19 protein-coding genes are annotated in these 19534 nt (G+C 46.3%); 8 read left to right on the top strand and 11 right to left on the bottom strand.

What is annotated here, in order from left to right:
• The first annotated feature begins 175 nt into the window (after window positions 1-175).
• Complete coding sequence (locus GFS24_RS29385; protein ID WP_305764204.1) at window positions 176-1594, top strand: 2'-5' RNA ligase family protein; 1419 nt, start codon at window positions 176-178, stop codon at window positions 1592-1594.
• Between the two features lie 73 nt (window positions 1595-1667).
• On the opposite strand, the gene GFS24_RS26420 is transcribed toward GFS24_RS29385, so the two are convergent.
• From GFS24_RS26420 to GFS24_RS26435, 4 genes are all read right to left on the bottom strand, one after another.
• Window positions 1668-2651, bottom strand: a complete 984-nt coding sequence (locus GFS24_RS26420) for a FecR domain-containing protein (protein WP_153665036.1) — start codon at window positions 2649-2651, stop codon at window positions 1668-1670.
• Window positions 2652-2715: 64 nt separating this feature from the next.
• On the bottom strand, window positions 2716-3336 hold the full coding sequence (locus GFS24_RS26425; protein ID WP_153665038.1) for an RNA polymerase sigma factor: 621 nt from the start codon (window positions 3334-3336) through the stop codon (window positions 2716-2718).
• Between the two features lie 30 nt (window positions 3337-3366).
• A complete protein-coding gene (locus GFS24_RS26430; RefSeq protein WP_173003207.1) occupies window positions 3367-4128 on the bottom strand; it encodes a head GIN domain-containing protein in 762 nt (253 codons plus the stop codon).
• 144 nt (window positions 4129-4272) lie between these two features.
• The gene (locus tag GFS24_RS26435) at window positions 4273-4590 is read right to left on the bottom strand and encodes a carboxypeptidase-like regulatory domain-containing protein (RefSeq protein ID WP_153665042.1); all 318 of its coding nucleotides are present in this window, start codon (window positions 4588-4590) and stop codon (window positions 4273-4275) included.
• A 502-nt stretch (window positions 4591-5092) separates the two neighbouring features.
• On the opposite strand from GFS24_RS26435, the gene GFS24_RS26440 reads away from it, so the two are divergent.
• Window positions 5093-6940 carry a 2-oxoacid:acceptor oxidoreductase subunit alpha gene (locus tag GFS24_RS26440; RefSeq protein WP_153665044.1) on the top strand — a complete coding sequence of 616 codons (1848 nt, stop codon included), beginning with the start codon at window positions 5093-5095 and terminating at the stop codon, window positions 6938-6940.
• Window positions 6941-7037: 97 nt separating this feature from the next.
• Window positions 7038-7664 carry a DUF6134 family protein gene (locus GFS24_RS26445; protein ID WP_173003208.1) on the top strand — a complete coding sequence of 209 codons (627 nt, stop codon included), beginning with the start codon at window positions 7038-7040 and terminating at the stop codon, window positions 7662-7664.
• A 74-nt stretch (window positions 7665-7738) separates the two neighbouring features.
• On the opposite strand, the gene GFS24_RS26450 is transcribed toward GFS24_RS26445, so the two are convergent.
• The 7 genes from GFS24_RS26450 to gldA all read right to left on the bottom strand — a co-directional run bounded on the left by GFS24_RS26450 (window position 7739) and on the right by gldA (window position 13985).
• Window positions 7739-8929 carry a Gfo/Idh/MocA family protein gene (locus GFS24_RS26450; protein WP_153665048.1) on the bottom strand — a complete coding sequence of 397 codons (1191 nt, stop codon included), beginning with the start codon at window positions 8927-8929 and terminating at the stop codon, window positions 7739-7741.
• A gap of 16 nt (window positions 8930-8945) precedes the next feature.
• Entirely contained in the window at window positions 8946-10130 is a 1185-nt protein-coding gene (locus GFS24_RS26455) for a nucleoside permease (RefSeq protein ID WP_371731318.1), read from the bottom strand.
• Between the two features lie 120 nt (window positions 10131-10250).
• Window positions 10251-10895 (bottom strand): endonuclease III, encoded by a 645-nt coding sequence (nth, locus tag GFS24_RS26460; protein WP_153665050.1) that lies wholly within the window; start codon window positions 10893-10895, stop codon window positions 10251-10253.
• Window positions 10896-10913: 18 nt separating this feature from the next.
• Window positions 10914-11126 carry a hypothetical protein gene (locus tag GFS24_RS26465; protein WP_153665052.1) on the bottom strand — a complete coding sequence of 71 codons (213 nt, stop codon included), beginning with the start codon at window positions 11124-11126 and terminating at the stop codon, window positions 10914-10916.
• 172 nt (window positions 11127-11298) lie between these two features.
• Complete coding sequence (locus GFS24_RS26470) at window positions 11299-11619, bottom strand: septum formation initiator family protein (RefSeq protein ID WP_153665054.1); 321 nt, start codon at window positions 11617-11619, stop codon at window positions 11299-11301.
• A 95-nt stretch (window positions 11620-11714) separates the two neighbouring features.
• On the bottom strand, window positions 11715-13007 hold the full coding sequence (gene eno, locus GFS24_RS26475) for a phosphopyruvate hydratase (RefSeq protein ID WP_153665056.1): 1293 nt from the start codon (window positions 13005-13007) through the stop codon (window positions 11715-11717).
• Between the two features lie 75 nt (window positions 13008-13082).
• Complete coding sequence (gene gldA, locus GFS24_RS26480; RefSeq protein WP_153665058.1) at window positions 13083-13985, bottom strand: gliding motility-associated ABC transporter ATP-binding subunit GldA; 903 nt, start codon at window positions 13983-13985, stop codon at window positions 13083-13085.
• Between the two features lie 327 nt (window positions 13986-14312).
• Here gldA and GFS24_RS26485 point away from each other — a divergent pair, with 327 nt between their 5' ends.
• From GFS24_RS26485 to GFS24_RS26505, 5 genes are all read left to right on the top strand, one after another.
• Window positions 14313-14963 (top strand): hypothetical protein, encoded by a 651-nt coding sequence (locus GFS24_RS26485; protein WP_153665060.1) that lies wholly within the window; start codon window positions 14313-14315, stop codon window positions 14961-14963.
• A 2-nt stretch (window positions 14964-14965) separates the two neighbouring features.
• Window positions 14966-15952 carry a PspA/IM30 family protein gene (locus GFS24_RS26490; RefSeq protein ID WP_153665062.1) on the top strand — a complete coding sequence of 329 codons (987 nt, stop codon included), beginning with the start codon at window positions 14966-14968 and terminating at the stop codon, window positions 15950-15952.
• A 101-nt stretch (window positions 15953-16053) separates the two neighbouring features.
• The gene (locus tag GFS24_RS26495; protein ID WP_153665064.1) at window positions 16054-17820 is read left to right on the top strand and encodes an OmpA family protein; all 1767 of its coding nucleotides are present in this window, start codon (window positions 16054-16056) and stop codon (window positions 17818-17820) included.
• 58 nt (window positions 17821-17878) lie between these two features.
• A complete protein-coding gene (locus GFS24_RS26500; protein ID WP_153665066.1) occupies window positions 17879-18661 on the top strand; it encodes an ABC transporter permease in 783 nt (260 codons plus the stop codon).
• Window positions 18661-19464, top strand: a complete 804-nt coding sequence (locus tag GFS24_RS26505) for an ABC transporter ATP-binding protein (RefSeq protein ID WP_153665068.1) — start codon at window positions 18661-18663, stop codon at window positions 19462-19464. The genes GFS24_RS26500 and GFS24_RS26505 overlap by 1 nt, the downstream gene beginning before the upstream one ends.
• The last annotated feature ends 70 nt before the right edge of the window (window positions 19465-19534 follow it).

The following is a 19534-nucleotide window of genomic DNA, read 5'->3' on the forward strand; positions in this document are numbered from 1 at the left end:
GAAAACACAGTATTCAAACGGAAGCCGGTATTTATTGAAAAAGAATAGACAAACCCGACGTTATGTAATGCGGGAATACCACCGGCCACCTTGTAATAAAAAACCTAAACAAGTAGGTGAATTTCATTTTTATGAAATCATTGAAAATTGCTTCAAACACGCTTAATTAAGTAAGATGAATTTTGAGAGAAACGAACGCCCCCGAAAGTATTCTCCTGGTTACAACAAAGATCCACAAGAACCCAACCAAGACCAGGAAGGCGGTGATTCCAAAAAACCCGAATTTGGCAAAGACGGAGACAGACCTTATACTCCTCGTAGTGAAGGCGGTTACACACCACGCGAACCTCGTGAAGGCGGCGGTTATCCTCCTCGCAGAGAAGGTGGCTATACTCCTCGCGGAGAAGGTGGTTACACCCCTCGTCCTCCAAGTCCCCCTCCATCCGGTGATGGAGCCAACTTTAACCGTGAAGGAACCTTTAATCGTGAAGGCGGCGGCTACACACCTCGTAATGAAGGTGGTGGCGGTGGCTATCGCGACCGTGATGGTGGCGGTTACAATCGCGACCAGGGCGGCGGAGGCTACAACCGTGAAGGTGGTGGCGGAGGCTATAATCGCGAAGGCGGCGGCGGTTACGATCGCGGCGGCAGCGGTGGTGGTTACGACCGCGGTGGCGGTGGTGGCGGCTATAACCGTGGCGGTGGCGGCGGTGGCTATGATCGCGGCGGAAGCGGCGGTGGTGGTTACGATCGCGGCGGTGGCGGCGGTGGTTACAACCGTGGCGGTGGTGGCGGTGGCTACGATCGCGGCGGAAGTGGCGGCGGCGGTTACGATCGCGGCGGTGGTGGCGGTGGCTACAACCGTGGCGGTGGCGGCGGTGGTTATGATCGCGGTGGCGGCGGCGGTGGTTACAATCGCGGCGGTGGCGGCGGTGGTTTCAACCGTGGCGGTGGCGGCGGTGGTGGTTTCAATCGCGGCGGTGGTTATCAAGGCCGTAGCTCAGGAGGTCCAAGGAACTTTAACAAACCTCCACGTCCTGACAATAAAATATACTTTATCGCACTTCTCCCCACAGCTGAAGTAGGTAAAGAAATTATAAAGATCAAACAGGACTATGCTGAACAGTATGGCCCGATGTACGCACTGAAAGTATTACCGCATATCACATTGCAGGTGCCTTTCACCGCAGATCCAAGTCTGGAAAGATCCTTCTGCGAAGAACTGACGGAATTTGCCAAAACACAAGCGCCTTTCGAAGTAACACTCAATGGCTTTGGTACCTTCCCGAATAAACAAAACCGCGTACTCTTCATCAACGTAGAGAAAAGCGAAACCATGAGCGCCATGCACCGTCAACTGATCAACTTCCTGCGTAAGGAATTTGGTTTCAGTACTATGCTTGCCCGCACAGGCTTCACACCTCACGTTACGGTAGCCTTCAAAGATCTTGAAGACGCACAGTTCGAAAAGTCCTGGCCGGAATATGAGAACAAAGAATATACCGCTTCCTTTAAAGTGAATAACCTTTACTTCCTGCGCCACAACGGCAAATCATGGGAAGTGCTGCAGAAATGCAAGCTCGGAGGAGTTTAAGAAGGAACTAGTAAAATATAAAAAACCGGATCGCTGTAAAGTGATCCGGTTTTTTTTGATGGTACAATAAATTTTATCGGCTTACCCTATACACACCTTTCGATTCTTCTTTGATCGTGATATGCATTGTTTCAGACAGTACTTCCAGCACACGTGGCAGAGAAGGATCATCATTACCCGTTAAAGAGTATTTGATGTTCAGCAAACTGGGATCTGTTACAATAAATTTCACGTCGAAATATTCTTCCAGGGTATTGAGTGTCTGAAACAGGGGCACGTTATCGAAGATCAGCCGATTCTCTTTCCATGCCATAAAATTAGGATCGGAATTTTGTATTTGTTTAGGCTCCTTGTCAGGCTGTAAAATAGCAGTATGCCCAGCTGTAAGTACCAGTGCATCCTTAGGGCCCTGTTTGCCGGAGAATGCTACTTTACCTGTTACCACATTCAGCTGAATGGTTTTGTGTTCGTAAGCTTTTATCACGAAGGTGGTACCTAATACTTGTGTCTGTGAAGCGCCTGCTGTAACAATAAATGGATTGGCGGCATCAGGTGTTACATCAAAGAAAGCTTCTCCTTCCAGTTTCACAAGCCGGTTGCTGGAAGCAAACCCTTTGTCGTAGCTGATCTGGCTGTTCCTGTTCAGGAATACCTTACTGCCATCCGGAAGTGTTACTTCTTTTTTACCCGCATCTGCTGTAATGGTGGTAGTACCACGCTGGTTGGCGAGAATGAAAGCAAGCCCTGCTGCGGTGACGATGATCATGGCTGCTGCAGCCAGTTTCCACCAGTTATTGCGTTTGATGTTCACCACTTTAAGAGGGGCAGGTGCATCCATGGTTTGGCTGAAACGTTGCCAGTTCATTTCAAGATCTGGCTCCGGGGCATCGTTAAATGCATCGGCGGTCAGGTCCCAGGTTTGTTTCATGGCGGTATAGTATTGCCGGTTGGCAACATCTTCCTGCAACCAGGCTTGTAGCTGCGACTGCTCTGTTGTAGAGATGTCACCGGCTATTTCCCGGGCAATCAGTGCGTCTATGTGATCGTTGTTGATCATGCTCTTATTCAATTACGAATTGCGAATGTTGTTTGCTGCTGTAGGTTGATAAAAAATAGCGTGTTCACTCCAGGTATTCTTTCAGTGAAACGCGCAGCTTTTTTAGTGCTGTCATCATCTGGTTCTCCACCGTTTTGATGGATATCTGTAATGTTTCGGCAATTTCTTTATAGCTCATTTCCTCGTAACGGCTCAGTACAAAGATCTCCCTGCACTTTTCAGGCAGCAGGTCAATCGCTTGCTGGATCCGCAACTTCGTTTCCTTCAGATGGATCACCGGCGCCTGCACATGCAATTCTTCCTGTGTTGGACCAATCTCCTGGTGAACGCCACCGCGTCTTTTGTTCTTATCTATGTGATCAAGTGCCATATTCACCGCTGCACGATGCAGGTACGCTTTAAAATAAACATCTCTTAACTGATCCCGGCGATTCCATATTTTAATAAATACTTCCTGCGCCAGATCTTCCGCCGTGGCCATATCAGGCACCAGGCGGTAAATGGCTTTGCAGACCAATGGGAAATAGGTCTTGAAGAGCGCCTCCATGAACTGGCGCTCGTCTTCCTGCAAAAGGTTTTGTAACCGGGCATTTTCGGGCATGGTGCAAAAATAACCATTACTCTGATTAACAGCGTGGCCATTCATGCCTAATGCGACGGGTGACAGTATTCCAATAGCTTCCATGTAAAAATGTGTTCCTATAACTGGTAACTCCTATAATTTACTAACCCTTCCTGATCCGGACACGGTAACGTTCAAACTGGCTGGTGATCCTTTATATTTTACATTTCCACTACCACTGATGTGGCCCCATAATTTGTCTGTTGCCCAGATCCGCTGCTCGCCGGAACCATTGGTTTCAACATGAGCATTATTGGCTTGCAGTTTTTCTCCTTTCACATCTCCGCTGCCATTGATCTCAGCATCATAATCTTTCGTCAAGCCTTCCAGGTCAATATTACCGGAGCCGTTCACGATCACCCTTACTTCATTGGCATCTACTTTCAGATTTGCATCATTACTGCCGTTCACTTCATAAGTGAGGAGCGGGGTTCTGATCGTATCCGTACCAGTAAGGGAACCAGAACCGGAAAAGATGATCCTGCGGTATTTTTCACTTTGCACATATACATGGATCGGCCGGATGCCCTTCAGATTCACACCGTTACGGATCTTAATACGGAGATTGGTGCCGCTTACAGATGTTTCTATCACCCTCATTACATTATCTTCTGCTTCAATGCGGAGTGGCAGAGGAGCACCTTGTTTTACATGTACTTCAAGAGACCCGTCAATAGTCAGGTCTTCAAACCTGTCCACCGGTCTTTCTTCTGTGATCACACGGCCGGAACCATGGATATTTTCACGGGAGCAGCCGGAAAGGATCAGGCCAAAAATTGCCAGGAGGCAGAGTAAAAGGCTCACACTGAGCCCGCTGTAAGTGATCAGGTATTCCTGTTTGCCTGTCAGTTTCATATTGGTATTCATGTTAGGGGCAAGTCACAATGATGACTTCCCTATTATAACGGCCAATGGAAACCCTACCCCTAGACAGGCACAAAAAAATAAGCCGGCCTTACGTTACGTAAGACCGGCTTGATTAACCCCTATGAAAACCAATTATTGTGCTAATTTGATTTCGCCGAGATCGGTAGCTTTACCGTCTTCTACTTTCACATCAGTGATAGTTGCGTCCTTGAATGGTTCTTTCGCGTCAACTATTACAGTGTAAGTACCGGCTTTTGCACTCGTAAAGGAGAATGCACCCTGTGCTACTGCTGTTTTCAATGTATCTGTTCCGGAAATTGCCCATGCTTCAGTTGCTCCTTCAGCAGGTACAACTTTACCGGCAATAGAACCGCCTTCAAATGAAGTAAAGGCGAATGCGCCGAATGTTACGGCCGCGAGTGCTAACAGGCTTAATTTAGTCCTTTTCATAGCATACAAATTTTAAAAGGTTTAATAATAAAGAAATGGTTCAAGTAGACTTCTCTCGATAGTGTTCTCTTTTTAGATGAGTGTATGTATTTGAATCGGTTACAGTAAGAATTTTGCAATTACCATGCCACAACCCGCTGAAAAATTCATTTAACATTTCTTTAAAAGTCCTTTAACATACAGGGTTTGCGGGCACTACTCGTTTAAGTAATTTCGTGTGTGCATTCCTGTTACTATGCTCAAAGGCACGCTGGTAAAGCTTAGCGCCCGCAGGACTTTTTCCCGCGGAGCATTAATCTACACAAATATATTGCCAAACATAACAGCAGTAAGGCTTCCAGACCCCTCAAAGCTATACCCCTTGTAGCTTTCAGGATATTTTATGAAAAGTCTACAGGGTTTGTGTACTTTTGTTGAAGGGATAGTAAGAGATAATTAACAGCCGATTCCCTAAATTTACGGTCTCAAAGACTCATATATCTAATAATAAAGAATACTTCAAATGTCCAATAAAGCGATTCAACAGGTTGAAGATGTAGTGATAAAGTTTGCAGGTGATAGTGGGGATGGGATGCAACTAACTGGAACTCAGTTCTCTAACAATACTGCCCTTATCGGGAACGATCTTAGTACTTTCCCGGATTTCCCGGCAGAAATACGTGCTCCGCAAGGTACCCTGCCCGGCGTGAGCGGTTTCCAGCTTCATTTTTCCTCTAACCGTATATTTACCCCCGGAGATACCTGCGATGTACTGGTGGCCATGAATGCCGCCGCACTGAAGGCCAATCTGAAGGGACTCAAAAAAGGCGGTATCATCATCGCCAATACAGACGGCTTCGATTCCAAGAACCTCCGCCTGGCCAATTTCCCCGAAGGGATCAACCCCCTGGAAGATGGTTCCCTCGTCAACTACCAGGTACATACCATGGATGTCACCAAAATGACCCGTGAGGCATTGAAGGACATCAACATGGGTATGAAAGAGAAAGACCGCGCCAAGAACATGTTCGTGCTCGGATTCCTCTACTGGCTCTATGACCGCGACATGGAAAGCACCACTAACTTCCTCACAGAGAAGTTTGGCAAAAAGCCCGAGATCCTGGAAAGTAATCTCCGCTCTTTACAGGCCGGATACAACTTTGCAGATACCGTAGAAGCTTTCTCCACCCGTTATAAAGTGGAAAAGGCCAAAATGGACCCTGGTACTTACAGGAGCATCACCGGCAACACTGCTTTATCTTATGGATTGATAGCAGCTTCCCAGAAAGCGAACCTGCCTATTTTCCTGGGTACTTATCCCATTACTCCTGCTTCAGACATCCTGCATGAACTGAGCCGTTATAAGAATTTCGGTATCCGTACCTTCCAGGCGGAAGATGAAATTGCCGGTATCACTTCTGCCATTGGCGCTTCTTATGGTGGCCACATGGGAGTGACTACAACTTCTGGTCCCGGTATGGCATTGAAAGGAGAGGCCATGGGCCTGGCAGTAATGCTGGAAATTCCGTTGCTGATCATTGATATTCAACGTGGTGGCCCCTCTACCGGTTTGCCTACCAAAACAGAACAATCAGATCTGCTGCAAGCCTATTACGGCCGTAACGGAGAATGCCCCATGCCCATCATTTCCGCGTCCACCCCATCAGATTGTTTTGATGGTATTTACGAAGCTTTCCGCATAGCGGTAAATCATATGACACCCGTGATCTTCCTGAGCGACGGATACATTGCCAATGGTGCAGAGCCCTGGAAGTTCCCGAAAAGTGAAGATCTGACACCGATCACCGTGAAGTTCAAAAAAGGCCTCGAAGAAGGAGAAGATCAGTTCTTCCCTTACCAGAGAGATGAAAATCTTGTACGCCCCTGGGCTGTACCCGGTACCCCTGGTCTGGAACACCGGATCGGAGGATTGGAAAAACAGAACATCACCGGTAACGTAAGTTACGATCCGGAAAATCACCAGCTGATGGTGAAGATCCGCCAGGAAAAAGTAGATAAGATAGCAGATCACATCCCTTTACAGAAGATAGAAGTAGGGCCTGAAAAAGGAAAAGTACTTGTACTGGGATGGGGTTCTACTTTCGGTACTATTAAAAGTGCTGTAATAGAACTGGTGGCAGAAGGTTATGAAGTAGCGCATGCACATCTCCGTCACATGCGTCCTTTCCCCAAAAATCTCGAAGAAATATTGCATAGCTATGAACATGTATTGATCCCCGAGATCAATAATGGCCAGCTCATAAAGATCATCCGCGATCAATTCCTGATCCCTGCCCAGGGTTATAATAAGATCATGGGTGTACCTATCACCAAAGGTGAGTTGGTGGCAAGGATCCGCGAAATGCTCTAGCATTCACAATGAATCAGTTACGAAACGCGTTATAGAGATGACGAGTTTCGTAACTTATTTTCGTATATTGCTATACGTAATATTCTGATCCAAGGCCATGTACAAGACCCACAAGCAATACAGGCTAAAAAGGATTTGTCTTGTATTGATATGCGGGATAATTCCTTACCTGGCAGCCCTCAAGGCCGCGGGACAGTCCTATACATATGAAATAAGGTACGCCAATAATACCATTGGCCTGCTGGATGTAAAACAGGAAACCAGCGGCGCCGTTCGCAAGATCCATATCAAAAGCCGTATCTCGATGAAGCTGCTCTCCCGCATGGAGACAGACATATCTGTTGAGTATCATAATACGGTACTCATCAAAGCACAGGCCTCCCGCGCCAGCAAAGGGGCAGACAGCAAAGAAACTTCTACAGAAAAAACAGAGAAAGGATATAATGTGGTCCGTAAAGGAGTGCCCGGCACATTGTCTACCGCACAGATCACTTTTTCCGTGAGTGAATTATATTTTGGAGAACCGCCAAAGGATCTGAAGGAGATCTATTCAGAAACACATGGTGTGTTCCTGAAGATAAAACAATTGGCAGATAAGCGGTATGAAGTAAGTACGCCGGACGACAGGAGTATTTATTATCGGTATGAAAAGGGAAAATTAATGGAAGTGGAAGTGAATCATCAATTCGGTAAAGCTTACTTCCGTTTGATACAAGCAAAATAAAAACCGGCGCAAGCCAAAGACCCACGCCGGCAAATCCGCAGATCCGGTAAATCCGTACCCCCCGGCAAAATAAATTATACGATCTTCTCAATGATCTGCCCCGTCTTCTTATCCTTCAGGATCAGCTTCGCCGTCCCAAAGTGTGTCATCTCTTCTTTGATCAGGTAATATTGTTCATCATAATCCGTCAACGTTTTCTGTTTCTGCACACCTTCCTGCCCACGCCATACATCCAGTTTCACCGGTTCCCATAATTTCGATTTTGCAGACCTGTAAGCCGCGTCCAAAACAGCGTTCACCACATACCCATCATAAAAGGTTTCCCGCGGCGCACGGCCACTTTCCACTGCATTGAACATATCCGCGAACATATGATTGTACCCCAGTTCATTCAGCTCATCACCCACAGGGAACAACCAGCCCGTATTACTTTCCGCTTTCTCTGCTACATAATCACCTCCTTTACCGGTAGTGAACATATCAAACCCCGTACGCAGAAAACTATTCAGCCAGATCGTACCTTCAGAGCCCATCACTTCATCACGGAGATCAAGACCGCCACGGAAGGTCCAGCTCACTTCAAACTGACCGATAGCGCCATTCTCATATTTCACGAGGCCAATAGCATGATCTTCTGCATCAATAGGTTTCACTTGTGTATCCGCCCAGCACATCACTTCAATAGGTTTGATATCCTTACCGATAAAGTTGCGTGAAATTTCCACGCAATGGCAACCCAGGTCAAGGATACAGCCACCGCCTGCCTGCTCAATATCCCAGAACCATTCACTATGCGGGCCAGGATGTGTTTCGCGGGATTTAGCCCAGAGGATCCTTCCAAGCGCTCCTTCCTGTACACTTTTTAAAGCCTTCAGGAATTTAGGTGTGTAACACAGGTCTTCCAGGTAACCGTTAAAGATGCCTGCTTTTTCTACCGCTTCCATCATGCGTTTGGCTTCTTCTGCATTACGCCCTAATGGTTTGGTGCACATCACCGCTTTCTTCGCTTTGCAACAAGCGAGTACAGCAGCTTCATGTAAGTTGTTGGGTAGGGAGATGCAAACCATATCCACTTCAGGATGATTGATCGCTTCTTCCATGTCCGTCGTCCAGTGGGTACATTTATAATCCACTGCAAATTTCTTAGCGCTTTCTTCGCGGCGGGAGTAGATACTCACGATCGTGTCCCGGCTTCTCTGTCCAATTAAAGAATCCGCATAGAATCTTCCGATGAAGCCGGATCCAAGCATTGCAATTTTCGCCATAATTAATTTTTATATGTTAGACTGGTTTTTTATCATGGAAAGCCAACGCGAAATAGATGATCACTGCGGCAGCAATATACACCGGTACCATCCAGATATTTTGCCATTCACGCACACCATTCACTACATAATAATCCGCTACGATCCCTGAGAACCACGTACCGATCACCATCCCCAAACCATAAGTAGCAAAAGTGAATAATCCCTGCGCAGCACTTTTGATCTTTTCGCCTGCCCTGTTCTCTGTATACATATAGCCGGTAACAAAAAAGAAATCATAACATACACCATGTAAAATGATGCCCGTATATAACATCCACAAATTGGATTCGCTATCGCCATAAGCAAAGAGGATATAACGCAATACCCATGCCGCCATACCTACCAGCAACATTTTCTTCACGCCAATACGGCGAAGCAGAAAAGGAATGGCGAGAATAAAGATCGCTTCGGAAGCTTGTCCGTAGATCATTTTACCTGCGGCATTTTCCATGCCTGCTTCGTGCAGGTAGAGATTGGTGAAACCGTAATAAAAGCTCAGCGGGATGCAGATCAGCACAGCAGAGATAAAGAATACGAGGTAAGATTTGTTCTTGAACAACACCAATGCTTCCACCCCCAATACCTGTGAGGCAGATACATCCTCTTTGGCTTTGGGTGGCACATTCGGCAGCATAAAACTAAACAGGCCCAACAGGAGAGAAGCGCCGCCTGCGATATAAAAAGTATTCGTTGTTTTTTCAATCACCATATAACCGATCAGCAGGCCGGCAACGATCCATCCTACCGTACCAAACATCCGTACCAGCGGAAATTCTTTGCCGGGATCACTCATCTGGTGAAAGGCCACGCTATTGCTGAGTGCAATGGTGGGCATGTACAACAGGGAATAGAATAATACAACGCCGATGAAAAGATAGATATTAGTAGTGAGCGTCATGGCGTATAACGCTATCGCCCCTACGATATGGAGCACGCCCATGATCTTTTGTGCGGAAAAATACCGGTCGGCCACCATCCCTACTAAAAAAGGAGAGATCATGGTGGCAATAGCCAATGCCGTATATGCGTAACTGGCCTCGCTGCCGCTGGATTTAAGGTTTTCAACCATGTATGTGCCTACAGTCACATACCATGCTCCCCATATAAAGTATTGGAGGAACATCATAAAGGATAGTTGCAATCTGGTGTTGTTATTCACGTGGAGGGTTTTAGGTCTCTCCAAGATAAATAAAAATCAATGCAAAATCAATTTCTGATAGCGCCTGCAAGCAGGCCTTAAAGCATAAAATCAATTTCTAACGGTGCTTGTAAACAGGCCTCAACCCGAAATCAACTGCTTATAATACTTACAAATAGGCCTTAACCCACACTCCCCGCATTTAGGACTCCTGGCCAGGCAAACATACCGCCCATGCAGGATCAGCCAGTGATGTGCAATATGCACTTTGGAAGTAGGAATATATTTAAGCAACTGCTGCTCAGTTTGTAGAGGTGTTTTAGCATTAGTCGTCAACCCTAATCTCGCGGATACACGAAAAACGTGCGTATCCACTGCCATATTAGGTTGATGATGCACAACCGAAGTGATCACATTCGCCGTTTTGCGGCCTACGCCCGGTAATTTTACCAGTTCAGCTACCGTTTCAGGTATTTCCCCGTTAAAATCTTCCATCACCATTTGGGCCATGCCAATAAGGTGTTTCGTTTTGTTATTGGGATAGCTGATACTTTTGATCAGCGGGAAAAGATCATCAAAAGTGGCCTTGCTCAGGGCCGGAATATCAGGGTATTGTGCAAAGATGTGCGGGGTCGTCATATTCACCCGTTTATCCGTGCATTGGGCAGACAAGATCACTGCTACCAGTAATTGGTAGGTATTGTCGTACAACAATTCAGTTTCCGCATCCGGGGCATGTTTCTCAAAATAGTCGATCACATATTGAAATCGTTCTTTCTTCGTCATGCCTGCAAAATACAAAAACTATACCTCGCGTTCTTGCGCGTACTCAAAAATAGCAATGAGTGTAGACTGACGGGGAGCGAGCTTTACAGTATCTAAAGCCTGTAAGGTCAAAAGGTGCAATTTCTTTTCTTCACGTAATAGATCTGGATTCACTTGCATAGGTGCAGTATGCCCTTCCGGGTCGGTTACAACAAAGTTAGGAGTAATAAAAGGGAGTGTAAAATTGCTCATGCGATGATTTGTTAGTTTAATGGAATTTTCACAAATACAGAAGGCTGTATAAGATTAACAGTTACATAACGGAGAATGGCGGGTTAGTATTGTTAATTTATAACTTTTTTTAAGAAAATGCAACTTTTTAACAAAGTGTTAAGGGGAGGAAAGGGGCTTGGGAACCAGTAAATTAATCGATTTTGGGCTTGGGGTTGGTGATAATGAACAGATCCTCATCATCTTTTTTCATCCGGTATTGCTCCCGGGCAAATTTTTCCAGTTTCTCGGGGCTGGACAATAATTCGTACTGATCCTGCCGCGCCCGGTCTATTTCCTGCTTGTAAAAAGCCTTCTGACCTTCCAGCTTGTTTTCCTCAGCAGATAAAGAGTATTGGGTGAAAGCGCTGTTCCGGTCCACAAAAAGGAGCCAGGCCACAAAAAGCACCACGCCGATCACAAACTTGTTGCGGAGGAAAGACGGTATTTTTTGGAAACGCTTTTTCAGATCCATATTCACAAAGGCTGATTTGGTATCCGGGTACTGGAAGACCAGTACCCGGAAAAATTTGTATTGACCACTAAAAATAGGCTCAGTGATACTAAAAACTACTTCTTACCAAATTTAATTGAATTTTTTGGATAATAAGCACTGCTATCCAGCAGTTCTTCGATCCTCAGCAACTGGTTGTATTTAGCCATACGGTCAGTACGACTGGCAGAACCGGTTTTGATCTGACCGCAGTTCAGGGCAACCGCCAGGTCAGCGATAGTAGTATCTTCTGTTTCTCCGGAACGGTGGCTCATGATAGAAGTATAACCCGCTTTTTGTGCCATAGAAACTGCATTGATGGTTTCAGTGATGGTGCCAATTTGGTTCACTTTCACCAGGATGCTGTTCGCAATCTGCTGATCAATACCTTGTTTCAGACGTTTTACGTTGGTAACGAACAGATCATCACCCACCAGCTGTACGCTGTTGCCGATAGATTCAGTCAGTTTTTTCCAGCCATTCCAGTCATCTTCCGCCATACCATCTTCAATAGACAGGATAGGGTATTTCTTGGACCACTCAGTCCAGTAAGCTACCAGTTCATCACTGCTGATGATCTTTTGGGAACTCTTATAGAACTTGTAAGTGTTGTCTTTATCGTTGTACATCTCACTGCTGGCTGCATCCAGTGCAATACCAATTTGTGAACCTGCTTTGTAACCAGCTGCTTCGATAGCCATCAAAACTGTTTCGATCGCTTCTTCGTTGCTTTGGATCTCAGGAGCAAAACCACCTTCATCACCCACGTTAGTGCTGTAACCTTTCTTTTTCAGAACAGCTTTCAGGTGGTGGAAGATTTCCACGCCCCAGCGAAGTCCTTCAGAGAAAGTATCCGCACCCACTGGCACGATCATAAACTCCTGGAAGTCAATTTTGTTATCCGCATGCGCACCACCATTGATGATGTTCATCAGAGGAATAGGAAGGGTAGTTGCGTTTACGCCACCCAGGTAACGATACAATGGTAAACCAAATGCATCTGCTGCTGCTTTAGCTACTGCCATACTCACCGCCAAAGTTGCATTGGCGCCCAGTTTGGCTTTATTTTCAGTACCATCCAGTTCAATGAGCAATTTGTCAACACCCGCCTGGTCGCTGATATCCCAGCCGATCAGTTCATCAGCGATCACTTCATTTACGTTCGTAACAGCTTTGATCACACCCTTGCCTAAATACACAGCTTTATCATTATCGCGAAGTTCAACGGCTTCGTGTTTACCGGTAGAAGCACCGGATGGAACGGCCGCACGGCCTACATGGCCATCTTCTGTTGTTACGTCAACCTCTACTGTAGGGTTTCCACGGCTATCTAAAATCTGTCTGGCGTGGATCTCTGAAATGATACTCATGGGTAAAATTTTTATTGTTTTATTCTTAAAAAATACCAACTCACGGTAAATGGCGTCTCTCATTTACACGGGCCACTAATTTGTCAGCTCCTTGAACACATCCTCCAGGCTCTGCGAATTGCTTTGCAAAGAAAGGATGTTCCGGTTATTAATCAAAGAGAATTGAAGCAGGTTTTTGCGGACGGTTTCCGCATCTGTCGTATAAAGTCGCCAAATATGACCCTCAGCGGCCACTGCGCGCGAAACGCCGGGTAATAATTCCAGTTCTTCCTGGGAAACAGATTCTCCAAAAGTAACCTGAATATAACTGTGCGCCCCCTGCTGTAAAGTGCTGATAGCCCCATCTGCAATGATGCTGCCCTTATTAATAATGATCACCCTGCTGCACATCGCTTCCACTTCCTGCATAATATGGGTAGATAACATCACCGTTTTATTCTCCCCCAGATTCTTGATCAAACTCCTGATCTCCGCCAGCTGATTGGGATCCAGCCCGGAAGTAGGTTCATCCAGGATCAGTATTTCCGGATCATGCAATAATGCCTGAGCCAGGCCTACCCGTTGTTTGTAACCTTTACTAAGGGCTCCTATCTTTTTATGCTTTTCCGGTGTAAGTCCCGTCAGGCCTATCATTTCAGTGATCCGGGCACCAGAACCAGCACCCAGCTTATGCATGCCCGCCATAAATTCCAGGAATTCCCGGATGTACATATCAGGGTAGAGGGGATTGGCTTCCGGAAGGTAACCCACACGCTTCCTCACTTCCATGGGCGTTTTCACTACATCAAATCCGCAAACGCTTGCCTGTCCTGCACTGGGAGGAAGGTAACCGGTGATGATCTTCATGGTAGTGGATTTGCCGGCGCCATTGGGTCCCAGAAAGCCCACAATTTCACCTTTCTGCAACTCAAAAGAGATGCTGTCCACTGCTTTCTGCTGGCCATACAGCTTGCTAAGTTCTTTTACGACGATGGACATGGATAGTTTTTGCGTTGGCTAAAGTAAGCAGAAAAATATAGTTAACCACTAATTCCAGTGCCTCCGGGATGCAAATTTTCAAATGCGCAGGCTTGCAGGATAATGGCCATATAGGTAAAAGCCCCTGCAGTTAACGGATTTCAATTTTAAACGCCCGTTTCACGCAGCCCCAAAAATTGCCATATGTGGAAAATGCTGTAATTTTACGTCTTCAATAATTACTGCAATGTAGACCTTACATCATCTTCTTTTTTACGCTTGGTTGTATATCCATTTACAACTGTACAAGCAACCCCTTTGTAATCTTTCACCCTTACAAATCTATCAATGACAAGCTTTCTCAGGAAGGCATTGGGCATTTTCGTGGAATTTGAACCCAATGACCTTCAACAAACGGGCAGGCCCGCAGGGGATACCCTTGCCCAAAAATTCCCGCTTAGCAGCGTTAAGCCAACTATCTCGGCAGAAGAGCTCGATAAATTCGAGTTACACTTCTCCCGGTTATTTGAAAGCAGCAATCTGCCCGGACCCGATTATTTCGAGTTCTGGCGCATGATGGAAACACTGGAAGCACACGTGCCAGACGAAAAAGCACGTATAGGGGCGGTTTTTGCCACCCTCAGCATCCAGGGCCTCACAAAAGATAAGCTGCTGCAAACCGCTGCCCAGTACAAAGGCATCGTGGAAAAGGACCGCGATGAATTCGACAAAGCTGCAGATGATAAAGCGAAACAAGAGATCCAGGGCAGGGTGCAACAGATCGCCGGCCTGGAAAAAAAGATCGCCGAAAATTCGCAGCAGATCCAACAGCTCACGGAAGAGATCACCACCGCTCAGATCAGTATGAAAGAACTGAAAAGCCAGGTATCCGAACAAGAGCAAAAGCTGGCAAACAGGCGACAGGGTTACGATGTAGCCTGCCAGGCCATGGTCACTAAAATCCAGTCAGACATTCAAACCATTCAAACAATCCTTTAAACATGGACACTCAATTTTTCCCTGCTGAATCAGGCCAGAAACTGAAATCCTACTGGAATCGCCCCGGCGGCAAATTCGGTATCGTTATCGGAATCGGCTTATTGGTCCTGATCGGTTACTATGTGATCCCTATCCTCACAAATGTGATATGGAACACACTCAACTTCGGCATCGCATTAGTGAGCCTTGGTTTATTTCTTTACGCAGTCACGCACAGAAAATTGCGACTGAGTTTATTCTATCTCTACGAATGGCTGATGAAAAAGCTCGTAGGCGTAGTCATAGAACTGGACCCCTTCCTCATTGCTGAAGATTATATCGGCGACATGGAAGAACAGCGCGAAAAACTCTACAAGCAATCCATCGACGTGGATGCACAAAAAGAGAAGATCGACATGAAGATCGACGAAAAAGAAAAGGACATGGCACAACTGATGAGTCGCGCCAAAGCTGCACAGAGCAATAACATGCTGCCTGAACTGGGAAATGCTACGCGCCACATCGCAAGGATCAAAGAATATATCGTGCAACTAACTCCTATCCGCGATAACCTGGCACGCATTGGTGACTATCTCACCAAAGTGCACAAGAACAGCGGATACATGATTGAAGATGCACGCAACGAACTGGAACTGAAAAAAGATCTCTACAAATCAGTCTCTTCCGGTAACAAAGCCCTGAGCTCTGCCCTGAAGATCTTTAACGGTGATCCCGAAAAGAAACTGATGGTAGAACAATCCATGGAGTTCCTGAAGGAAGATATTGCTACCAAGTTGAGCAGTATGAAAAAAGCCATCAGCTACTCTACAGACTTCATGCGCTCCATCGATCTGGATAACGCAACATATGAACTGCAAGGCCTCACAATGCTGGAATCTTTTAATCCAGACACAGAATTTAAACTGGACCTGAAAAAATGGGCACCGGATAATTCCCCACGCAAACCTGGTGAACTGCCAAAGGATAATTATAACGATCTGCTGAGCTGATAAAAAATCAGAAGAAATACAGGTGATAGCCATACGTGTGTCCGCTTGTATAACGTATACGAACAAACGAAATTATTTCTAAACCTATAAACATTTAAATCATGGCCTTAAAAGTAAAACCAGGCGGTAAAGTACTGGGAATCGTATTACTCCTCGGAGCTATTTATGCTGGTAAAGTATTATGGTGGGACAAGCGCCCGCAAGACGCAAAAGCTGCTGCCGAGATCGGTAAAGTAGCCTTGCCCGATGCCCCCGAAGCATCTTTAAGCGGTAATGCCGCAAAACTGGAACTCCCCACAGCAGAGGAGTCCGCAAACGGCGGCACCAAAGTTGTGTGGAAGATCATGGCCTGGAACTCCCAGTTCCCATTGATGTACGCCAACGGTAGTGCAAAAACCACCAAAGGCTCACTCATCGATAAAGCCAACATGCAGGTCGAAGTGGTTCGTCAGGACGACTGTAACAAAACGATCGCAGACGTGGTGAAGTTCGCACAGGATTATAAATCTAATCCTAACACCCCCGGTGTGTTCGCTTCCTTCATGGGAGACGGTATGCCCATGTTCTTTGCCGCACTGGCAAAAGAACTGGAGCCACTCGGACCAGAATATCAACCTATTGCTTTCTACGCCATGGGTAAGAGTTATGGTGAGGACAAACTGATGGGCCCTGCAGAATGGAAGATAGATCCCAAGAACGCACTCGGCAAAACCGTGTCCTGCGTAATGAGGGACGGGGACATGAACATCCTCGTGAAATGGGCTGGTGATAACGGTCTGCGCGTAAACCCGGATGAAACCACTTACGATCGCAACGCTATCAACATCATCGCTGCCAACGACTTCCTGGACGCCGCCAATAAATACATTGCCGGTTACAGCGAAAGCCGCAAGCTGGTAGTAAATGGCAAGAAGATTGCAAAAGATACTACAGTAGGAGTAGACGGTGTAGCCACCTGGACGCCCGGCGACGTAAACATTGCCCAGAAGAAAGGTGGCCTGATCAACATCGCCACTACAAAAGAGTACGCATCTCAAATGCCCAATATCACCATCACCATCAAGAAGTTCGCCAATGACCACCGCACGGACATTGAGAACCTGATCATGGCGCTGGCACAGGCCGGCGACCAGGTACGTTCCTTCACAGACGCCAAATCCTTTGCTGCAGACATTTCTGCCAAAGTATACAACGAACAGGATGGCGCATACTGGTTGAAATACTACAACGGTATCGAAGAAAAAGATGCGCAAGGTATCAACCTGCACATGGGTGGTTCCATGGCATTCAATCTTGCAGACGCTGCCAACATGTTCGGCCTCGGAGATGATAAGCTGGACCGTTACAAGATCGTATACGGCACCTTCGGCGACATCCTCGTAAAGATGTATCCTGAACTGGTCCCTTCTTACCCTGTGTACAACAAGGTAGTAGATAAATCCTTCCTGGCTTCCGTGGTAAGCAATCACCCGGAACTCCTGACAGGTAAGGTTATCCAGCAGCAATACGCTGCCGAGATCACCAAAGAGGTATCATCCAGATCCGTACAGGTACAGTTTGAAACAGGTAGCGCTGTCATCAGATCAGAATCTTACGCCACACTGGATGAGATCCTGAAAAGCGCCGTAGTAGCGGAAGGACTGAAACTCGGTATCTATGGTCACACAGACAACGTAGGCAACGAAGCCGCTAACCAGCAGCTCTCCAACCAACGTGCAGAGTCCGTGAAAGCTTACCTCTTAGGTAAAGGACTCTCAACTGCCCGTTTGGAATCCAAAGGTTTTGGTGCATCAAAACCGCTGGCAGACAATGGTACAGCTGTAGGCCGCGCACAAAACCGCCGTGTTCAGATCGTATTGGGTAACTAATTTTTATCTCGGAGGATGGCACTGCTAAAGTGCCATCCTTTCGTAATCATAAAAAGGTATGGATAAGATTAAAGCATTTTTTGAACCGCTTCGTATACTGGACAAACGAGCCATGATGTTGCTGATCATTGCAGAAGTGATCATCGCCCTGGTACTTTGGCAGTTAACCGGCGGCGGCCTGATACCCACACCCGCAAAGGTGTTCGAGGCTATCGGCACCATTTTCACGTACCCTGATTTTATAGATAACCTCTTCGCCAGCTTAACACTCACTATCAAGGGAATGTTCTTTTCCATAGTGATTGCGCTGTTCATCAGTTATCTGTCCATCGTGCCGGTATTTGAACCAATTGCCCGTTTCATCGTGAAGTGCCGTTACCTCACATTAACCGGTTTGATCTTTCTGTTCACCCTGCTAACCAGCAATGGTGGCCAGTTAAAGCTGAGCCTGCTGATGTTTGGTATCATACCATTCTTCGTCACTTCGTTGTTATCCGTGTTCGGAAATATCAACAAGCAGGAGTTCGAATTATGCACCACATTGCGGATGAACAAATGGCAGACATTATGGGAAGTGATCATTGTAGGAAGGCTCGATCAGGTGTTTGAAGTAATGCGCCAGAACTTTGCTATCGCATGGCTGATGATCACATCTGTAGAGGGTTTGAGCATGAGCCAGGGCGGCCTGGGTGTGATGCTCATCAAAGCAAACAAATACGTGCAGTTAGACATCGTATTCGCCACCCTCGTGATCATTTTTGCATTGGGTATCTTTTTTGATTTCATACTGGGCCTTTTCCGGCACTGGTTATTTCCTTACACTAAATTAGAAACCCGCTAATGAACGCATATTCAAAAAATAAGGTATTATTAAGTGCAGAAAACATCCACTTGCAATACGGAGAGAAAAAGATCTTACGCGATATCAACTTTAGCATAAAAGATATTCACCGTGAAGGCCTGCAACAAGGCCAGGTAGTGGCTTTAATAGGAAGAAGCGGCATAGGTAAAACACAGCTGTTCAAAACCCTCTCTGGTTTAGTCAAACCAACAGAAGGTGTAGTGAAAATAGATGAAGACCAGCATGAAGTAAAAGCAGGCCAGGTGGGCATCGTACCACAGAACTACATTCTTTTCAATCACCGCACCATTTTCCAGAATCTGAAAATAGGTTTAGACAATGGAGAAACAAAACTCACAGAAGAAGAAAAGAAGCGCATCATCGATGATTACGCCATTACCTTCGATCTCACGGATCATCTGAAAAAGTATCCTGCACAGCTCAGTGGTGGCCAACGCCAGCGCGTAAGCATCATCCAACAGGTACTAACCGGAAACAAATTCATCTTATTAGACGAACCCTTCTCCGGCTTAGATATCCTAATGGTAGACAGAGTAATAAAACTACTCCTAAAGGTTTCCACCCTCAACGAACAAAACACCCTGATCATCGTAAGCCACGACATAGAAAACGCCACCGCCGTATCAGACACCGTCTGGGTCCTGGGAAACGAAGAAGGTAAACCCGGCGCCACCATAAAAAAAGAATACGACCTGTGCGAGATGGGTCTGGCCTGGAGGCCCGAGATCCGCACAGATCGTAAGTTTGTCGAGTTAATCGACGAAATCAAGAAACAGTTGTAGGTCTAAAAAATATAAGGAACGATCACAGTTGACCTATCCGCTGTGATCGTTTTATTTTAATTCTTTGTTG

This window comes from Chitinophaga sp. SYP-B3965 (genome assembly GCF_009647655.1).
Lineage (GTDB): Bacteria > Bacteroidota > Bacteroidia > Chitinophagales > Chitinophagaceae > Chitinophaga.